The organism is Collinsella aerofaciens (assembly GCF_015554145.1).
Classification (GTDB): domain Bacteria; phylum Actinomycetota; class Coriobacteriia; order Coriobacteriales; family Coriobacteriaceae; genus Collinsella; species Collinsella aerofaciens_AA.
Genome location: NZ_JADNHZ010000003.1, coordinates 1 through 17811 on the forward strand (window position 1 = coordinate 1; position 17811 = coordinate 17811).

Genomic DNA, 17811 nt, shown 5'->3' on the forward strand with positions numbered 1-17811 from the left:
GTAAAGCCGTTTGTCTCCACCCGCATAGCGGGTGGTTTAAAGCTGGCCGCTGCGCGGCCAGCAGACTAAAGTCTTGAACAAAAAGGCCCCCGCAAAGCGGAGGCCTTAGGCAAGGCTATGTCGAGGTGCAAGATTCGCGCTACTCGCAGAGCGAAAGGGCGGCCTCGTCGGCAACGACAACGCAGTTGGTGTGCAGCTGCAGGATCGAAGCCGGGCACTCGGGCGTAACCGGGCCATAGCACATGTCATGCACGGCCTGAGCCTTGGCCTCGCCGTTGGCGACGACCAGGATCATGCGGGCATACATGATGGTCTGGGTACCCATGGTGTAGGCCTGACGGGGAACATCGTCGATGCTGTCGAACAGGCGGCTGTTGGCCTGAATGGTGCTCTCGGTGAGGTCGACGCAGTGCGTGCCCTTGGAGAAGTGGTCATCGGGCTCGTTGAAGCCGATGTGGCCGTTGTTGCCAATGCCGAGCAGCTGCAGATCCGGGTAACCGGCGGCGGCGACGATCTTGTCGTACTCAGAGCAGGCAGCGGCGGCGTCGGGGTTGGAACCGTCGGGCACATGCGTGTTGTTCAGGTCGATGTTGATGTGATCGAAGAAGTTCTCACGCATGAAGTAGTGATAGCTCTGGGGATCGTCGTGCGAAAGGCCGCGATACTCGTCCAGGTTGTAGGTGCTGACCTCGGCAAAGTCGACGTCGCCCTTCTTGTACCAAGCAGCGAGCTGCTTGTAGGCACCGATCGGGGTGGAGCCGGTGGCAAGGCCCAGCACACAGTCGGGCTTGAGGATAACCTGCGCCGAGATAATATTGGCGGCCTTGCGGCTCATATCCTCGTAGTCTTTAGCTTTAATAATCTTCATTACGCGTCCTTTCTCGTACAAGAGAGGCAAGGCTCCCTTACAAGCACTTGCCCGCGGCCCGCGTCGGCCGCAACCAACGTGTGCGGCCACCAGGGCGAGGTCGCGTAATGTATGTGTCTCGTGTCTAACCGCGTCGAGGCCCCTGCCCGTCCACGGTGACCCAAAGCTGTTTAGCTTCGGACAAATCCCATCTTGCCACGGAGGGCGTCCTCTTTCAAGGGCACCCTCCGTAAACGTGTTTGAATTGTAGGCTAATGGCCACGTGCACTTGCTAGCGCTCGCGAGCAACGATGAGCTGGTCCATCTCTTCGACATGCACGCCAACGGAGCCCTTGATGCTCGAGAACTCAACGGAGTTGCACACCAAGATGGGAACCGTCACATCGTAGCCCTCGGCAGCAATTGCCTCGCGATCGAACTCAATGAGTACATCGCCCTTATGGACGATGTCACCCACTTGCGCATGTACGGTAAAGTGCTTGCCCTCGAGCTGGACAGTGTCCAAACCAACGTGGATGAGCACGTCCAAGCCATCGACCGTGTTAAGCGCAACGGCGTGTCCCGTGGGAAAAATGGCCTCGACCTTGGCATCAGCCGGTGCAATCACACGCGTTCCGGTGGGCTGAATCGCCACGCCCTGGCCCAAAAGGCCGGTGGCAAACGTCTGGTCATTTACCTCGGAGAGCGGAATGACGTCGCCCGAGATGGGAGCATCCAGCGTAAGGACCCGACCACGCATACCAAAAGACCTTAGGACTTTAGTGAACATGCTCCCCCTCGGACATACCAATCAATCAAAATAACCTTAACAGTTTACCACTTGGCACCGGTTTATGACCATTAGGGAAGTTCGCGCTTGACAACCTCGACGATGTCGTCGACGACGCGCTGGGTCAGCTCGTGCGTCTCGGCCTCGGCCATCACGCGGACCAGCGGCTCGGTACCGCTCGGGCGCACCAGAATGCGGCCGCGGCCGTCAAGCTCCTTCTCGGCAGCAGCGACGGCGTCCCAAATGGGCTGGCAATCGTCCAGACCGGCCTTGTTGTCGGAATGCACGTTGACGAGTACCTGCGGGTACTTCTTCATGATGCCGGCAAGATCGGTGAGGGTGCGGCCGGTGCGCTTGAGCACGGCCAGAAGCTGCAGAGCCGTCACCAGGCCGTCGCCGGTGGTGTTGTGCTCCAGGAAGATGATGTGGCCGGACTGTTCGCCGCCGATGACGGCGCCGTCCGCGAGCATGCGCTCCAGAACGTAGCGGTCGCCCACGGCGGTCTGGACCATCTCGAAGCCCTGCTCCTTCATAGCGATAGAGAAGCCCAGGTTGCACATGACGGTCGAGACAATCTCGGAGTTGGCGAGCTTGCCGCGAGCGGCGAGGTCAGAACCGCAGATAGCCAGGATGTAGTCACCATCGATCTCATTGCCCTCGCTGTCCACGAACAGTACGCGGTCGGCGTCGCCGTCGTGGGCCAGACCGATGTCAGCATGGGTGCGCAGCACGAGCTCGCGCAGGGGCTCAAGGTGAGTGGAGCCGCACTCAACGTTAATGTCCGTGCCGCAGTAATCGGTGTTGATAGCGTGCACCGTGGCGCCCAGGCGCTGCAGCGCGGCGGGCGTAGTCTGGCAGGAAGCACCGTGACCGCAGTCAACGGCAACGACCAGGCCATCGAGCCTCAGGCCATCAAGCGTATCGATGGCGTGGTCGACATATGCCTTGCGGGCATCCTTCATCTTGATGATGTGGCCCACGCCGGCGCCGGTCGGCAGCGTATCGGCAGCCATGGCTTCCTCGGACATGACCCAGGCGCTGATCTCTTCCTCGACAGCATCGGGAAGCTTCATGCCCTTGCGGCTAAAGAACTTGATGCCATTGAACTCCGGCGGATTGTGCGAAGCAGAGATGACGATGCCGCCGTCGAGCTCGTTCTGAACGGTGAGCAGCGCCACGGCAGGCGTGGGGATGACGCCACAGCAGTGCGGACGGCCGCCCTCGGCCATAATGCCGGCGGTCAGAGCGCTCTCGAGCATGGTGCCCGAAAGGCGCGTGTCGCGGCCGATGCAAATATCCGGACCAAGGAACTTGGTCGCCGCGCGGCCCAGGCGAAACGCGAGGTCGCACGAAAGATCGGCGTTGGCGACGCCACGGACGCCATCGGTACCGAAGATGTTCTGGGGCATAGGATTGCTCCTTCCCTAGCAGGCGATATGCAACCGCCCACCCTAGTCGAAAAAGAAAAGCGGGACCCGCCGAGGAATCGGCAGGCCCCGCTTGTACATTGTATCTCGAAAGGAGATAAAACCTTAGCGCTTGGAGAACTGGGGAGCGCGGCGGGCCTTCTTGAGGCCGTACTTCTTGCGCTCGACCACGCGAGCATCACGCGTAAGGAAACCGGCCTTCTTGAGGTCAGCACGGTAGTCGCCAGCGTTCAGAAGAGCGCGAGCGATGCCCAGGCGCAGAGCGCCGGACTGACCGGAGATGCCGCCGCCATCGCACAGAGCGATAACGTCGAACTGACCGGCGGTGTCGGTCACCTTGAAGGGAGCAAGGGCGTTCTCAACGAGCTGATGACGGCCGAAATACTGCTCGGCGTCACGCTTGTTGATGGTCACCTTGCCGGTGCCGGGGACGAGACGGACGCGGGCGACGGCGTTCTTACGACGGCCGGTACCCTGGTAGACAACGGTGTTCTCAGCCATCTTTAAGCCTCCAGCTCAATCTTCGTGGGGTTCTGGGCAGCATGCGGATGCTCGGTGCCAGCGTAGACCTTAAGCTTGGTCATCTGGGCACGGCCGAGGGTGGTCTTGGGCAGCATACCGCGAACGGCGCGCTCGATGACCTTCTCCGGGTGCTTCTCCATAGCCTGGCGGAAGCTCTCAGCCTTGAGGCCGCCGTTGTAGCCGCTGTGGCGATAATAGGTCTTCGTGTCGGCCTTGTTACCGGTAAGCTGGACCTTATCGGCGTTGATGACGACAACGAAGTCGCCGCAGTCGCTGTTGGGCGTGAACTGGGGCTTGTTCTTACCGCGCAGGATCATTGCGATCTGGGTGGCAAGACGGCCCAGGACAGCACCATCGGCGTCGACGAGAACCCAGTTGCGCTGGACCTCGCCCTGCTTGGCGTAGTGAGTCGATTTCGAAATCACTTAGACTCCTCCATGTACAGTACGTGTTGTTACAGAGATTCACGGGGCTCTGCAAGTAACCCGTCCATATTACCCCGCTCGCCGTACGAGTCAACAGGTATTTTGGCTCCGACCAGAGTTTCTGCACATGTCATCCACGAGCCGTGATTTTCCAGCTCTTTAGCTGTTGTCATTTTTTGAGGGTTCGCCGTCGCTAGCGTTCAACGAACTCTTGGATTTCCGCGAGCAGGCGCTTTGCCTCCTGACGGCCCTGGATATACAGGTCCAAAAGCTTTGCCGGATCGTGCTCGACATGGCCGACCTCGACCGGCTTTTGCGGAGCAACGACCAACGCACGGCCCTCGCGCTCATACTTCCACAGGTGCATGCGCTGAATGTTGTAGCGGTCGTGGCGCGTCTCGATAGCCTCGAGCAGATAGGGGTAGTCGGCATAACGCGCACGCGCGGCCGGCATAAACTCGTAGGGCTTTTTCTCGTACGAGCGGTCCTGCGTGACAATGACAACTGCGCGATCGAAGCCCGCCTCCTCGAGCACATGCTCGATGGGGACCGAATCGGCTACGCCGCCGTCGACGTATTTGTGCCCGTCAATCTCGACCGGCGGCGTCACCAGCGGCAGCGACGTCGAGGCGCGAACAGCGTCGAGGTCAAGTACGGCGCTTTTGACCGGCAGGTACGTGGCGGTTCCAAAGAGCATGTCCGTCGCGACGGCGTACATCTCGATGGGGCTCGCGTCGAACGTCTCGTTGTCAAAGGGATCCAGGCGGTCTTGGACGTCGTTGAAGATGAAGTCGTAACCCACAATGGAACCCGTGGACGCAAACGATGCAGCGCCCATGAATCGGCTGTCGTTGCAGAAAGCCAGGTTGATGCGGTTGGCGCGGCCGATCTGGTGCGACTTGTAGTTCACGCCGTTGAGGGCGCCGGCCGATACGCCATATACCGCCGGAATCTCGACGCCGGCCTCCATGAGAACGTCGAGCACGCCCGCGGTAAACTGCCCGCGAAAACTGCCACCCTCCAAGACGAGCGCGACCTTGCCGGCGTTCTTTGCCTTATCTTCTGCAGTCATATTGACCTCCTGCGATTGCGTTTTGGCCTTCTTCTACCCAGTTTTGGGATGGCGAGCGCGCAGGTTTTTCGAGGCGGCAGGTGAAGCGGAAAGTGTGTCCCAGTTTGAGGCGAGATTCCGGGATGCGCTTTCCGCTTGCGGCGTCATCCGGAAACTGCGTCCCAGTCTGAGCGCGGATTCCGGGATGGACTTTCCGCCTGGGCTGCCATTGGGAAAGTACATCCCACTCTGCGTCACTGAGGCGTTTTCTTAACGCCCGCGCCCTGTGTAGAGTTCGATTCTCCGCGGTTTGGGGAATCCGTTGATGGGTTGAGGCCGGGGCAAGACGCCCGATCGGCATCGCATCTATATCTAGCTGGGGCATTGCGCGGAGAATCCGCGTGTTCGCTTCGCGAACCCGCACCGGCTTCGGCCGCCTGCCGGCGTCCTCGCCCGCTCGCTACAAACGCTTCGCGTTTGCTTAACGCTCGCGCCCTGCGTAGAGTTCGATTCTCCGCGGTATCTATATGTAATAAAAAAGCAGGTAGAGACACTTCTCTACCTGCCTGTAACTATTGGTGGAGGCGCGGAGAATCGAACTCCGGTCCACGAAAGCCCCCTGATTGGCATCTCCAAGCTCAGTCGCTGGTTTAGTCTCGGACGCTTTGCGCGCAGCGACACGCTCGCGGCGTCCTAACCGGTTCGGTCTTAGCCCGCGCCATACCGATTACGTGCGCGGGAGCATTCCCCTAACATGACGTCGCGCCGGTGTCGGGGAAATCACCGGGTTGACGCGCCGCTATAAACTAAGCAGCGAGAGCCATAGGCTCAAAAGAAGAGTTGTTGTCAATTCAATTTGACGGTACCCCTGTTTAACGAGGCGAGGAGACCTCGGCTTGCTTCCTCTCTCAGAGCTATCGTGTCGAAACCAGTCGCCCCCGAATGTCGGGAAAGTCTGGATGGCATCGAGCGCGCTGGCACCCGATAGCCGTCGACTTTTCAAGGTACGCGCGAGGTGACCCCCGCTCGTGGATAGCTATCTTACCACGTTCTAAAGGTAGACAGCTGCTCTATGCACGAGCTGTGAAGACCCTAATGTGCACCACACTTCGCACTTTTGCTACCGGTCGCGTCACGTATATTTTCGCCAAGCAAAATTGACCCATCGAAAGGACCGTTATGGACACCAAGCAGCAACTCGTCAATGCCCTCGCAGGCCTGGGCTCAACCATTACCGAAGCTATGGATGTCATCGAAGGCTTTGTCCCCTGCGGACATCCCGCCCTCACGGTATCGAACGCACTCGTCGCGCTGGACGCTGACGGTGATGCAGCTCTCGCCCAGCAGCTTGAGACCGTCGAGGGCTTTATCGACCACGTGAGTGAGAACCGCGGCGTGGCCGCCTACCACGGCATCGAGGTCGAGCTCGCGGGTCCCAAAGCCGATCTGTTCGCAGCAATCCGCGAGGTAGGCACCCTTATGCAGACCGCGGGCGTCAAGAACACCCAGGTCAACGAGTGGGTCTACCGCAGTCTGGCAGCACTCGACAGCTCCGACGAAAAGGCAGCCGGGCAGCTCACCGAAGTCCCCGCCATCAAAGCTGCACTTGCCTAAAAAGGCCTGCACCCTGGCGGCTGCGGTACCGCCCGAATGCAGGCCATAAGCTCAATCGAAAACCCTAACGCAGGTATGCCTTCGCGTTGCTCAGGCTGTAGGCAATCGTCGAGCCATTGTGCAGCAGCGATGACGCTTGCGGGGTAATCGCGCCGGTAATGCCCAGTGCCAGGAGCGCCGAGTTGGTGAGCATCACCTTAGAATAGGAGCTCGTCAGACGGTCGATAAGCCCCTGACTCATGCGGCGCAGGCGCACGATCGCGGCGAGATCCGTATCGGTCAGGATGATATCGGCGACCTCCTTGGCGATGTCGCTTCCGCCACCCATCGCCAGGCCCACGTCGGCCAAACCGAGCGCCGGCGAATCGTTGACGCCGTCGCCCACCATGGCAACATGGCGCCCCCCGCTCTTAATGCGCTCCACATAGGCGTACTTGTCCTCGGGCAGCAGCTCGGCCTTAAACTCGTCAACACCCGCCTCGCGCGCGATGCGCTCGGCCGTGCGCTCGGAATCACCCGTGAGCATAACGACATGCTTGACGCCCAGCGCATGCAGGTCGGCAATGGCCTCACGCACGCCGGGTTTGAGCGGGTCCTCGATGCCGAGCACGCCGACGACCGTGCCGTCGACCGCCAGATACAGCGGCGACAAGCCCTGCATCTGGGACTCGATTTGCTCCTTAATGTCGGCCTCGAGCTGCGCGCTCTCGTCCTCAAACACAAAGTGTGCCGAGCCGATAATCGCGCGACGCCCTTCGATGGACGAAGCGATGCCGTGCGCCACGATGTACTCGACGGCGGCATGGCGCTCGCGGTGCTCGAGCCCACGCTCGCGGGCGGCGTTGACCACGGCACGCGCCACCGGATGCGGGAAATGCTCCTCCAAGCAAGCAGAAAGGCGCAGAACCTCGTCCTCGCTCCAGCCATCGGTGGTGAGCACACAGGCAAGACGCGGTTGCGCCTCGGTGAGCGTGCCAGTCTTGTCAAACACAATGGTGTCGGCCTTGGCAAACGACTCAAAGTACTTCGCGCCCTTGACCATAACACCCATCTTGGCAGCATCGCTCATGGCAGTCATGACGGCGACCGAACCCGTGAGCTTGAGTGCGCATGAGTAGTCGACCATCAGCGCCGCTGAGGTCTTGATGAGGCTGCGGGTGGTAAGCGCAACCAGGCCCGCGAGCAGGAAGTTCCACGGGACGATCTTGTTGGCGAGGTCTTCCATGTGCGACTGGCCCTCGGACTTGAGCGAGTCGGCCGTCTGCACGAGCGAAACGATCGAGCGCAGCTTAGTCTGAGCCGTATTGGCGCGCACGCGCACCAAGATGCCGCCGTCTTCCACGACGGTACCGGCGAACACGTCGTCGCCCACGCTGCGCTCGACGGCCAGCGGCTCGCCGGTCAGGGTTGCCTGGTTTACCATGGCGCTCCCCTGCTCGACAACACCGTCGATGCAAATGGACATACCGGTGCGCACGGCGACCAGATCGCCGGGCTCAAGCTCGGTGGCGGCAACGCTTACCTCGGTGTCGCCGACAACCTTTTGCGCCTTGTCGGGCACATCGAGCAGCGAGTTGATGAGCTCGTTTTCGCTCATGGCGCGGGTGTAGTCCTCGAGCAATTCGCCCACATTAAGCAGGAACATCGTCTGCCCCGCGGTGTCGACATCACGCTTGACGAACGAAATGCCGATGGCCGAAGCGTCGAGCACAGGAACGGTCAGGCGCGGCTGCGCCAGCTCATGAAGGGCAGCGCGCAAAAATGCCATGTAACCGGCCACGACAAACACCGCACGCAGAGGCGTCGGCAAGAACCAGCGGCGCGCGTAGTGGGCGCCGATAAGTGTGACAAGATCCATGACGAGCTTGTGCTTGCGTGGCTCAAGCTGCATCACGTAACCCGTCTTTGCGTCGGCAATGGCCTGAGCGTCGAGCGCACCGACGGCGGCCAGCACGGCATCGCGGCGCGGCTCGTCGTACTCGAGCGCCATCTGGCCGATGCGGCCGTAGACGCGCACCTTGCGCACACCATCGATTTCGCCGCTGAGCTTTAGAAGCGCGTCGAGATCGCTCTCTGGCACAGGACCCGCCAACTGGAGGCGGGTCCTGCCGGGGATCTCGCTGATAATCGAGAATCTCATAGTTTGTGCCTGGGAGCGCTACTCGGCTGCGTTGTCCGCGGCGGCCTCGCTCTGGGTGATGTAGGCCGCCTCGGCAACCATGTCGTCGACCTCGGCCTTGGCCTGCTCGACCATGTCCTGGTAGCCATTCTTGATGCGCATGCCGCACACAATGCCCTGCACGCAGGCATTCTTTACCGGAGCGCTGGTGAGCAGCTTGATGCCGGCCGTGCCAAGCAGAAAACCGCCACCGACAAGCAGGGTATTGAACGTCGACTTCTTCATGTTGCTTCTCCCTTTTGCCGCATTGGACGCGGCATGGTGCTTCAGCACCCGAGTAAACAAGTTTGCTCGAGCACGCTTTTGAAATATCTCAATTTTATCTAACTATCTAGGTCAGCCATGGCTAACCTTTTGAAAATTAGCGATGCGGAGTAACCGATTGTCAATGTGACAAAGGGACTGTCCCTTTGCCCCTTCTTACAACTGCCAGGTAGCTGCTTCCTTTTGCAGCGCCACCATGCGAGCGAATTCTCCGCCTGCCGCTTTGAGTTGTGCCGGAGTGCCTTGCTCGGCTACCACACCATCCTTGAGCACAACGATCTTATCGGCATTTTCTACCGTGCGCATACGGTGGGCAATAACGATAACCGTCTTACCTGCAAGCAGACGGGAGAGCGCCTGCTGAACCACGGTCTCGTTCTCCACATCCAAGCTCGCCGTCGCCTCGTCCAACAGCACGATAGGTGCGTCTTTGAGCAGCGCACGGGCGATAGAGATGCGCTGGCGCTCACCGCCGGACAGCTTGGAGCCGTTCTCGCCGATCATGGTGTCATAGCCCTGCGGCATGCGGCTCACAAACTCGTCGCAGTTGGCGGCACGCGCGGCAGCAAGCACTTCCTCATCGGTGGCATCGCGACGACCAAGACGGATGTTTCCCATCACCGTGTCGTCAAAGAGCAGCACGTCTTGGAACACAATGGCGTAGTCGCGCAGCAGCACCTCGGGATCCACGCTCGCAACATCCACGCCGCCCACGGTGACCGTGCCCGCAGTGGCATCCCAAAAGCGCGCGGCCAGGCGGCTCACCGTGGACTTACCGGAGCCCGAAGGACCGACCAGTGCCGTGACCTCGCCTTCCTTGGCGGTAAAGCTCACATCGGTAAGAACTTTCTCGCCGGCGCGGCCGTCCTCGCCCGCACCATAGCCAAATGCCACGTGATCGAACACCACATCGTGGCCTACGGGCTCAAACTGCTCGCTGCCCCGCGCCACGGGCTCTTCCATGATGGAACGCATGCGCTTGGCCGACGACTCGGCGGCAAACAGCTCGGACATCAGCATCAGCGCCTGATCAAAGGGCGCATAGATGCGGCTCACCATAAGCAGGAAGGCAAACATCACCAAAAAGTCGACCTGCCCGGAGGCGACCATCGCAGCGCCCGTGACCAACGTGGTGGCAATCCCCAGGCGCAGGATGGCAAAGGCGGAGTTGACCAAAAGCCCATTGGCGAGCTCGCCCTTGGTGGTCTCGCGCTCCTCGGCATCGATCACGGCGTTGAGCCCCTCAAGATAATGAGCCTCCTGGTTGGTGGCGCGGATCTCGCGCACGCAGTCGAGCGTCTCCTGGATCGCCTCGGTAACCTTGACCTTCTCGGCACGCACATGGTCGAACACCGGGGTCATGGGGCCGCGTGTCAGATACAGCACGGCAAAGGCCACGGGCACGCTCCAAAACGCCGCGATCGCCAGCTGCCAGCAAAAGAACAGCGACGCCACGAACACAATGGCGCTTGCGATGATGGCACCCCAAAGCTCTCCCAGCACGTGGCTGTAGGCGTGCTCCATGGCCTGGACGTCGCCCATGATGGTCTCGGTTAAATCGGCCAGATCACGACGGCCAAAAAACGACAGCGGCAGCTTGCGCAAGCGCTCGGCAATCTCCATACGCTGCTTGCCGCACTCCTCGTAAAAGATGCAGTAGGTGTAGTAATACTGCTGCCAGTTAGAGGCAAAGAGCAACACGAAAAAGACCAGGAGGCCGCCCACAATCGGCAGGGCATCCGGCAGGTCGGCACCGGTGGCGAGATGTTCGACAAAACCGGCCATGACCAGGAACAATAAGCCCATGCCGGCCATGGTAATGAGATTGGTGAGCGCGGTCCAGAAAATGCCGCGTTTTACGCCGGCGACGCCTTTATCGGATAGGAAATACTTCTTTTGGAATGAGGCGAACATTTAGGCCTCGCCTCCCTTCGTGACGGCGGCATCCGCGGCAGCAGTGATCTTCCAGCTCGCGGCCTGTTCGTATTCGGCCCACATCTTGGCGTATAGACCGTTTTGGGACAGCAGCTCGGCATGGGTGCCAGTCTCCTGCACGCTACCTTGGTTGAGCACCACGATCTTGTCGGCCCCCACCACGGTCGAAAGCCGGTGCGCGATCATAATGACTGTGCGACCCGCCGCCAGCTTGCTAAAGGCACGCTGGATGAGCGCCTCGTTCTCGGGGTCGGCAAACGCCGTGGCCTCATCGAGCACCACGATAGGCGCGTCTTTAAGGATCGCGCGGGCGAGTGCTACGCGCTGCACCTCGCCGCCCGAAAGATATGCTCCGCCGGCACCGAGCATGGTATTGATACCCTGCGGGAGCTTGGCCACAATGTCGTCGCACTGAGCTGCGGAGAGGGCCGCACGCACTTCGTCGTCAGTGGCCGCGGGCTTGGAGGCACGCACGTTATCGGCAAGTGTTTGCCGGAACAGCTGGTTGGTCTGGAACACGAAGGCAACCTGGTCCATAAGCTCGTGCGGGTCCATGTCGCGAACGTCCACACCGCCTACAAGCACTCGACCCGAAGAAACATCCCAAAAACGCGGGATCAGGCTGGCGCAGGTTGACTTACCGCCGCCCGAGGGACCCACCAGGGCGAGGGTGCTACCAGCGGAAACGCTAAAGCTCACATGATCGACGGCAGGCGCTTCGGCACCCTCGTAGGTAAAGCTTACATCCTCAAAGCGCACATCGCTGCCGATAGGGTGCTTGGGCTGGGCAGGCACGGAGAGCTGCTTGGAATCCATAACGCTTCGGATGCGCGCCAGCGAATCGGCACTCATCTGAGACGCCTCGCCCACAAACATGAGCTTGGTCATGGCCGTCGGCACCACGGCCGAAAAGATCGCGTAAAACGTGAAGTTGACCATAAAGTGCGCGAAGTCCGTCTCGCCCGGCGCCAACAGCAACGCCACGGGCAAAAGAAATGCCACGAGGCCATTGAGCGCGGTAAGGTTGAGCACCTGCGGGCCTCGGCAGAACGTGCCCGCATAGCTTTGCGCCATGTCGGCGTATTCGGCGATCGCATCGTGAAACGCCTTAAAGGAGTAGACCGTCTGCTGGAAGACCTTGACCACGGGGATGCCGCGCACGTATTCGGTGCCGGTCTTGTTCATCTTGACCAGCGCGCCCATGTAAGCCTTCATAAACTCGGCGCCCTTGCCGCTCATCATGGTGGCCATGGCGCAAAACGAAACGACGACCGAGATTAGGCATGCCGCACCCAAACGCCAATCGAGGGCGAAAAGCAGCACGAGCAGGCCCACGACCATGGCGGTGGCGCCGGCGATATCGGGCAGCATGTGTGCGAGCAACGTCTCGGTGGAGGCAGCGCATCCGTCTACGATACGGCGCAGCTCACCGGTGGCGTGCGTGTCAAAGTAGCCGAGCGGCAACTTGAGCAGATGCTCACTCGTGGTCTTGCGGATATTGGATGCGCAGCGAAACGCGGACAGGTGCGTGCACATGAGTCCCACAAAATAGACCACAATGCTCGCCAGGGCAAAGCCCACAGCCCACCAACCATACATCGCGATATTGGCGGCCTCGCTCCAGTTGGGCGCCACGGCGATAAGATCTCGCGCAACAAGCCAGATGCACACGTACGGGCCAAAGCTCAGCAGCTGCGAGAGCGCCGAGAGGGCCATGCCCAAATACGTTAGGAATTTACGTTCACCGGCATATGCAAGCAGCTCGCCGATGCCGCCACCTTCCTTTTTTGATCCCTTTGCCATGAGATTCCTTTCTAACGGCTTGAGAGTTAACCGTAAGAAACTTATCATGGGCGTGTTAGCCAAGGCACACAATTGGGCCAGACGTGGACGTTTTCGCAAATGAAGGGGACGCTTTTGAAAATGCGGCGGGCGGCAACCGATATAACCGAGCTCTACGCACCGCAGTTTGAGCAGTTTGGCTTGGAGTTCTCCGGCAAGGGCGCCGTCTTTACCGGTGAGGTGGCAAACGATCGGGCGCACGGACGCGCATGGATCATGCCCCTCTCCCCCACCTGCATCGTCATGGAGCATTTCATTACCCCGATGCACAACATGCACCTAGCCGAATACACGCCCGAACCGTACGCGTGCGTGAGCGAGGTCAGCGCGCCCACGCTCATGTGTATGCCCGAGGCTGGCATAACGCCTGCAAACCTCAAGCCGCTGCATGGACCGTGGCCGAACAGCGCGATCTGCAGCTTTGTCCAAGATAGCTGCGGTGAGGAGCTAAGCCCGCTGTTTGCAGGGCAGCTCTACCACTCGCGCTCGGTCCTCTTTTTGCCTGGATATTTTGACGAACTGGAGCACCGCTATCCCACCGAGTTCGCGGGGGTCTTTGAGGCGTTTGCCGAGTCATGGCACGAGGAGGCAGCGTCTGCCATCTGCCACACACTACACCGAATCAACGAGGACCGCGCTCGCGCCGTAGGCGGGCATGTCTATATGCGAGGCATCGTGGAGGCTATGGTCGCCGAACTCGCATGCTCACGCGCGGCCCACAGGCAAGCGCAGCAAGCGGCAGACACACGCGTCAGCATAACCATTGCCGAAGAAGCAACGGCAATGATTGAGCGCGCGCTCGACAAAGGCAGGCGTGTGGGTATCAACGAGGTGGCCGAGAGGCTCTACACAAGCCGCTCCAAGCTATGCGCCACCTTTAAGGCCCAAACTGACGAGTCCCTGGGTGCCTACATTCGCAGACGCCGTATGGAGCGAGCACAGGACCTTTTGGCAGACAGCTCGCTCACGATAGCGCAGGTGGCAGAGCGTCTAGGCTACCCTCAGCAGGCCGCCTTCGCCCAAGCCTTCAAGCAACACACCGGCACCACCCCCACCACCTGGCGCTCCCAACATATATAAAGAATGAGGGCGCCATCGGCGCCCTCATTCACCAAATTCAATCCAGCCCGCCTGACCCGAACGGCCGAGTCGTCACGGAACCGAGGGGCCGGGCGCAGGGCCTTGCCTCTCAATGAGTTCCGCACGAACAGGAGGCGCCAGTGGCGCCTCCGTCGTGAGTCAGGACTGTCCGAAATTGAGAGGCAAGGCCCTGCGCCCGGCCCCTCGGTTCCCGTTTACGAGAGCGACGTTCTCAGCAACTCGTTGAAGAGCTTGGGATTACCCTTGCCGCGGCTCGCCTTCATACACTGGCCCACCAAAAAGCCGATGACCTTCTGGTTGCCGTCACGATACTGCTGCGCCTGATCGGCACAGTTTGCCAGCACCTCGTCCACGATCGGCTGCAGCGCGCCGGCATCGCTCACCTGACGCATACCGCGCTCGTCGACGATCTTGTTGGGATCGTCACCGGTCTGGGCCATGGCCTCAAAAACCTCGTGCGCCTGGTTGGAGCTGATGGCGTCGGTCGCCAGCAGCTTAGCCAGCGCTGCTACCTGAGCCGGCGCGATACCGGACTCGACGAGCGACACGCCTGCCCCCTTAAGGTAGGCGATCATCTCGTTGACCAGCAAGTTTGCGACCGTCTGGGCCTCCTTGCCAGCCATACCAGCGGCGGAGGCCTCAAAGAAATCGGCAAACTCGGGGTCGCCGGCGATCTGCTCAGCGTCGGCCGCCTTAATGCCAAAGTCGGCCTCAAAACGGGCGCGCTTGGCATCGGGCAGCTCGGGAATCTCACCTCGGCAGCGGTCGATGAACTCGTCGTCCAGATCGAACGGCGCCAGATCGGGGTCGGGGAACAGACGATAGTCGTCTGCCGTCTCCTTGACGCGCATGACCACGGTGCGCTTGCGGCTGGGCTCCCAGTGGCGGGTCTCCTGATAGATGATGCCGCCCTCCTCGAGTACCTCGGCCTGACGGCAAATCTCGTAGGCAAGGCCGTCATGCAGGCTCTTAAACGAGTTGAGGTTCTTGAGCTCGGTCTTGGTGCCCAGCTTGGTCTCGCCGCGGCGGCGCAGGCTCACGTTGCCGTCGCAGCGCATGGAGCCCTTCTCCATGGAGCAGTCCGAAATGCCCAGCGTCACAAAGATGCGACGGAGCTTTTCCATAAACAGACGCGCTTCCTCAGGCGTGCGCAGATCGGGCTCGGTGACGAGCTCAATCAGCGGCGTGCCGCAGCGGTTGTAGTCGACGAGCGATTCGGCCGCGGCGGTAATGCGGCCCTCGGCACCGCCCACGTGGACCATCTTGGCGGCATCCTCCTCCATGTGGATGCGCAGGATGCGGATAGGCACCGTGTAGGAACCGTCCTCGCGACGCTCGGGCATCTGCAGGTTGGACGCGTCATAGCTGGCCAGATGGCCGGCGTGCTGATTGCCCTCGCGCATGGTCGACGTCATGGACGTGGACAGGCCCTCGGCGTTGGCCGAAGCGCTTGCCAGGCTCTGTGCCTCGGCCTCGCCAAACGCGCAGTCGGGGCGCTCGGCGGCACCACGACCGGTCACGTCCAGGTCCAGGTGGCCGTACATGGCAAAAGCGACCGGACCTTGCGTGGTCTGGAAGTTCTTGGCCATATCGGGATAGAAGTAGTGCTTGCGGTAGAACATCGAATGACGCTGGATCTCACAGTTGGTGGCGAGACCGGCCTTGACGATGCTCTCGATGGCGCGCTTGTTGGGCACCGGCAGGGCGCCGGGCAGGCCCAGGCACACCGGGCACACGTTGGCGTTGGGCTCGTCATCGTGGCTGAGCCTGCAGTTGCAGAACATCTTGGTATCGAGTGCGGTGAGCTCGGTATGGATCTCCAGGCCGATCACGGCCTCCCAATCCTGCAGGACCTCGGAAAGCTCCTTCATTACAGCTCGCCTCCCTTCCCGGCAAAATCGGGCGCGACGGAAAGCGCGGGCGCACCCGTGGCGGCATCGGCAAAGCCGCGCTCCAGGGCGCGGGCAAATGTGAGCAGCTGACGGTCCTTAAAGGCCGGACCAACCAGCTGGGCTGAAACGGGCAGCTTGCTGTCCTCGCCCAAGCCCAGCGGCACCGAGATACCGCCGTTGCCGCAAATGTTGAGCGAAATGGTGTACAGGTCGGAGAGATACATCTGCGTGGGGTCGCTGATCTCGCCAAACTTAAAGGCCGTACGCGGCGAGGCGGGCATGAGGATGGTGTCCACCTTGGCATACGCGGCGTCGTAGTCCTGCGTGATGAGCGTGCGGGCCTTTTGCGCGGCATAGTAGTACTTGTCGTACACGCCCGAGCTCAGCAGGTAGGCGCCGAGCATCTGACGGCGCTTGGCCTCGGCGCCAAAGCCGTGGGCGCGCGAGAGCGAGCTCTGGTCGGAAAGGTTGGCGCAGCCCTCCTCCTGATAGCCGTAGCGAATGCCATCGAAACGGGCCAGGTTGGAAAACGCCTCGGCCGGACCGATGACATAGTAGGCGGCGATGGCGGCGTCCAGGTGCGGCAGGTCGACCTCGACCAGCTCGGCACCCTGGTTCTGCAGTTCCTGGGCGGCACGCTCAACAGCGGCCTTGACCTCCGGCGTCAGGCCCTCGGCCTCCATAAACGCGGGAATGATGCCCACGCGCTTGCCCTCGATGCTGTCGTTGAGATGCTCGGTAAAGTCGACGGCGCAATCCTGGCTGGTACAGTCATACGGATCGTGGCCCGCGCCGGTAAGAGCGTTCATGGCCAGCGCGACATCCTCGACCGTGCGGCCGAAGGGGCCAACCTGGTCGAGCGACGAGCCAAAGGCCACAACGCCGTAACGGCTCACGGCGCCATACGTGGGCTTAAAGCCCACCACGCCGCACAGCGATGCCGGCTGGCGAATGGAGCCGCCGGTGTCCGAGCCCAGCGAGAGCGCGACCTCGCCCGCGGCGACGGCTGCAGCGGAGCCGCCCGAAGAGCCGCCGGGCACGCGCTCGGTATCCCAGGGGTTGTTGGTGCGGTGGAACGCCGAGCTCTCGGTGGAGCTGCCAAAGGCAAACTCATCCATGTTGGCCTTGCCCATGGGCAGGCAGCCGGCATCGAGCATGCGCTGGACGCAGGTGGCGGTGTAGACGCTCTGGTAGTCCTCGAGCATACGGGAAGCGCAGGTGGTGCGCGTGCCCACAAGGTTCATGTTGTCCTTGATGGCCAGCGGCACGCCCGCGAGCGGGGGTAGGGCCTCGCCGGCAGCGCGACGGGCGTCGATTTTGGCAGCAGCCTCAAGCGCGAGCTCGGGCGCCACCTGCAGAAATGCTTGGACTCCGCCCTCGCGCGCCTCGATGGCCTCGAGCGAGGCCTGCGCGACCTCGGTAGCAGAGAAATCGCCGGCGGCAACGTGCTCGGCTAGCTGCGCGGCCGTGAATCGATCGAGATTGAGCTTCATTACTCGCTCTCCCCCTCTCCCAAAATGGACGGCACGCGGAAGTAGCGGTCGCGCGCGCTGCCGGCGTTTTCGAGTGCAACGTCGAGCGGCAGATCGCGCTCGGGCTCGCGCAGGTCGTCGCCCATCACGTTGGACAGGCTTCCGATGGGATGGAACGTGGGCTCCACGTCGGGCAAGTCATATTGCAAGACGGGCTCGAGCATCTGGACGGCGTCGTTCATGTAGGACGTCATCTGGGTGAGCTCGTCATCGGTCAGTGCGATCTTTGCGTACTCGGCGATGCCGCGCACGTCTTTCTCGCTGAGTGCCATAGGCGCTCCCTTCCGCATAACAGATAAACCGCTCTAGTATACAAGGCAACGCCACTTGGAGCAGGTGCTTTACCTAAATGCAGCGAAAACGTAACGAGGGCGGCGAACTGGCAGGCGA

General features: G+C 61.2%; 15 protein-coding genes and 1 other RNA gene. 2 read left to right on the forward strand and 14 right to left on the reverse strand.

What is annotated here, in order from left to right; genetic code table 11:
- Nucleotides 1-139 precede the first annotated feature (139 nt).
- The 7 genes from nagB to ssrA all read right to left on the reverse strand — a co-directional run bounded on the left by nagB (nucleotide 140) and on the right by ssrA (nucleotide 6002).
- Nucleotides 140-868 (reverse strand): glucosamine-6-phosphate deaminase, encoded by a 729-nt coding sequence (gene nagB, locus I2E13_RS01635; RefSeq protein ID WP_195233705.1) that lies wholly within the window; start codon nucleotides 866-868, stop codon nucleotides 140-142.
- Between the two features lie 271 nt (nucleotides 869-1139).
- Nucleotides 1140-1607 carry a PTS sugar transporter subunit IIA gene (locus I2E13_RS01640; protein WP_306421699.1) on the reverse strand — a complete coding sequence of 156 codons (468 nt, stop codon included), beginning with the start codon at nucleotides 1605-1607 and terminating at the stop codon, nucleotides 1140-1142.
- Nucleotides 1608-1708: 101 nt separating this feature from the next.
- Nucleotides 1709-3046 (reverse strand): phosphoglucosamine mutase, encoded by a 1338-nt coding sequence (gene glmM / locus I2E13_RS01645; RefSeq protein WP_006234694.1) that lies wholly within the window; start codon nucleotides 3044-3046, stop codon nucleotides 1709-1711.
- Between the two features lie 123 nt (nucleotides 3047-3169).
- Entirely contained in the window at nucleotides 3170-3565 is a 396-nt protein-coding gene (gene rpsI, locus I2E13_RS01650; protein WP_022094634.1) for a 30S ribosomal protein S9, read from the reverse strand.
- 2 nt (nucleotides 3566-3567) lie between these two features.
- Entirely contained in the window at nucleotides 3568-4011 is a 444-nt protein-coding gene (gene rplM / locus I2E13_RS01655; RefSeq protein WP_195403996.1) for a 50S ribosomal protein L13, read from the reverse strand.
- A gap of 193 nt (nucleotides 4012-4204) precedes the next feature.
- On the reverse strand, nucleotides 4205-5083 hold the full coding sequence (locus tag I2E13_RS01660; RefSeq protein ID WP_195403997.1) for a patatin-like phospholipase family protein: 879 nt from the start codon (nucleotides 5081-5083) through the stop codon (nucleotides 4205-4207).
- A gap of 555 nt (nucleotides 5084-5638) precedes the next feature.
- Nucleotides 5639-6002: a transfer-messenger RNA gene (ssrA, locus tag I2E13_RS01665) on the reverse strand.
- 239 nt (nucleotides 6003-6241) lie between these two features.
- Here ssrA and I2E13_RS01670 point away from each other — a divergent pair.
- Nucleotides 6242-6676, forward strand: coding sequence for a hypothetical protein (locus I2E13_RS01670; protein ID WP_195403998.1), 435 nt, complete (start codon nucleotides 6242-6244; stop codon nucleotides 6674-6676).
- Nucleotides 6677-6740: 64 nt separating this feature from the next.
- Here the strand turns inward: I2E13_RS01670 and I2E13_RS01675 are convergent, their stop codons facing one another.
- From I2E13_RS01675 to I2E13_RS01690, 4 genes are all read right to left on the reverse strand, one after another.
- Complete coding sequence (locus I2E13_RS01675) at nucleotides 6741-8756, reverse strand: heavy metal translocating P-type ATPase (protein ID WP_271817563.1); 2016 nt, start codon at nucleotides 8754-8756, stop codon at nucleotides 6741-6743.
- A gap of 78 nt (nucleotides 8757-8834) precedes the next feature.
- Nucleotides 8835-9080 (reverse strand): DUF6110 family protein, encoded by a 246-nt coding sequence (locus tag I2E13_RS01680; protein WP_195404000.1) that lies wholly within the window; start codon nucleotides 9078-9080, stop codon nucleotides 8835-8837.
- 195 nt (nucleotides 9081-9275) lie between these two features.
- Complete coding sequence (locus tag I2E13_RS01685; RefSeq protein WP_195404001.1) at nucleotides 9276-11033, reverse strand: ABC transporter ATP-binding protein; 1758 nt, start codon at nucleotides 11031-11033, stop codon at nucleotides 9276-9278.
- The gene (locus I2E13_RS01690; RefSeq protein WP_195404002.1) at nucleotides 11034-12857 is read right to left on the reverse strand and encodes an ABC transporter ATP-binding protein; all 1824 of its coding nucleotides are present in this window, start codon (nucleotides 12855-12857) and stop codon (nucleotides 11034-11036) included.
- 120 nt (nucleotides 12858-12977) lie between these two features.
- Between I2E13_RS01690 and I2E13_RS01695 the strand changes: the two genes are divergently transcribed.
- A complete protein-coding gene (locus I2E13_RS01695; RefSeq protein WP_229057778.1) occupies nucleotides 12978-13976 on the forward strand; it encodes a helix-turn-helix transcriptional regulator in 999 nt (332 codons plus the stop codon).
- 215 nt (nucleotides 13977-14191) lie between these two features.
- On the opposite strand, the gene gatB is transcribed toward I2E13_RS01695, so the two are convergent.
- The 3 genes from gatB to gatC are packed head-to-tail and all read right to left on the reverse strand — an operon-like array spanning nucleotide 14192 to nucleotide 17693.
- Nucleotides 14192-15868 (reverse strand): Asp-tRNA(Asn)/Glu-tRNA(Gln) amidotransferase subunit GatB, encoded by a 1677-nt coding sequence (gene gatB / locus I2E13_RS01700; protein WP_195404004.1) that lies wholly within the window; start codon nucleotides 15866-15868, stop codon nucleotides 14192-14194.
- Nucleotides 15868-17382: an Asp-tRNA(Asn)/Glu-tRNA(Gln) amidotransferase subunit GatA gene (gene gatA, locus I2E13_RS01705; protein ID WP_195404005.1), complete on the reverse strand. Its 1515-nt coding sequence runs from the start codon at nucleotides 17380-17382 to the stop codon at nucleotides 15868-15870. Before gatA ends, gatB begins: the two co-directional genes overlap by 1 nt.
- The gene (gatC, locus tag I2E13_RS01710) at nucleotides 17382-17693 is read right to left on the reverse strand and encodes an Asp-tRNA(Asn)/Glu-tRNA(Gln) amidotransferase subunit GatC (RefSeq protein ID WP_055250987.1); all 312 of its coding nucleotides are present in this window, start codon (nucleotides 17691-17693) and stop codon (nucleotides 17382-17384) included. The genes gatA and gatC overlap by 1 nt, the downstream gene beginning before the upstream one ends.
- Nucleotides 17694-17811 lie beyond the last annotated feature (118 nt).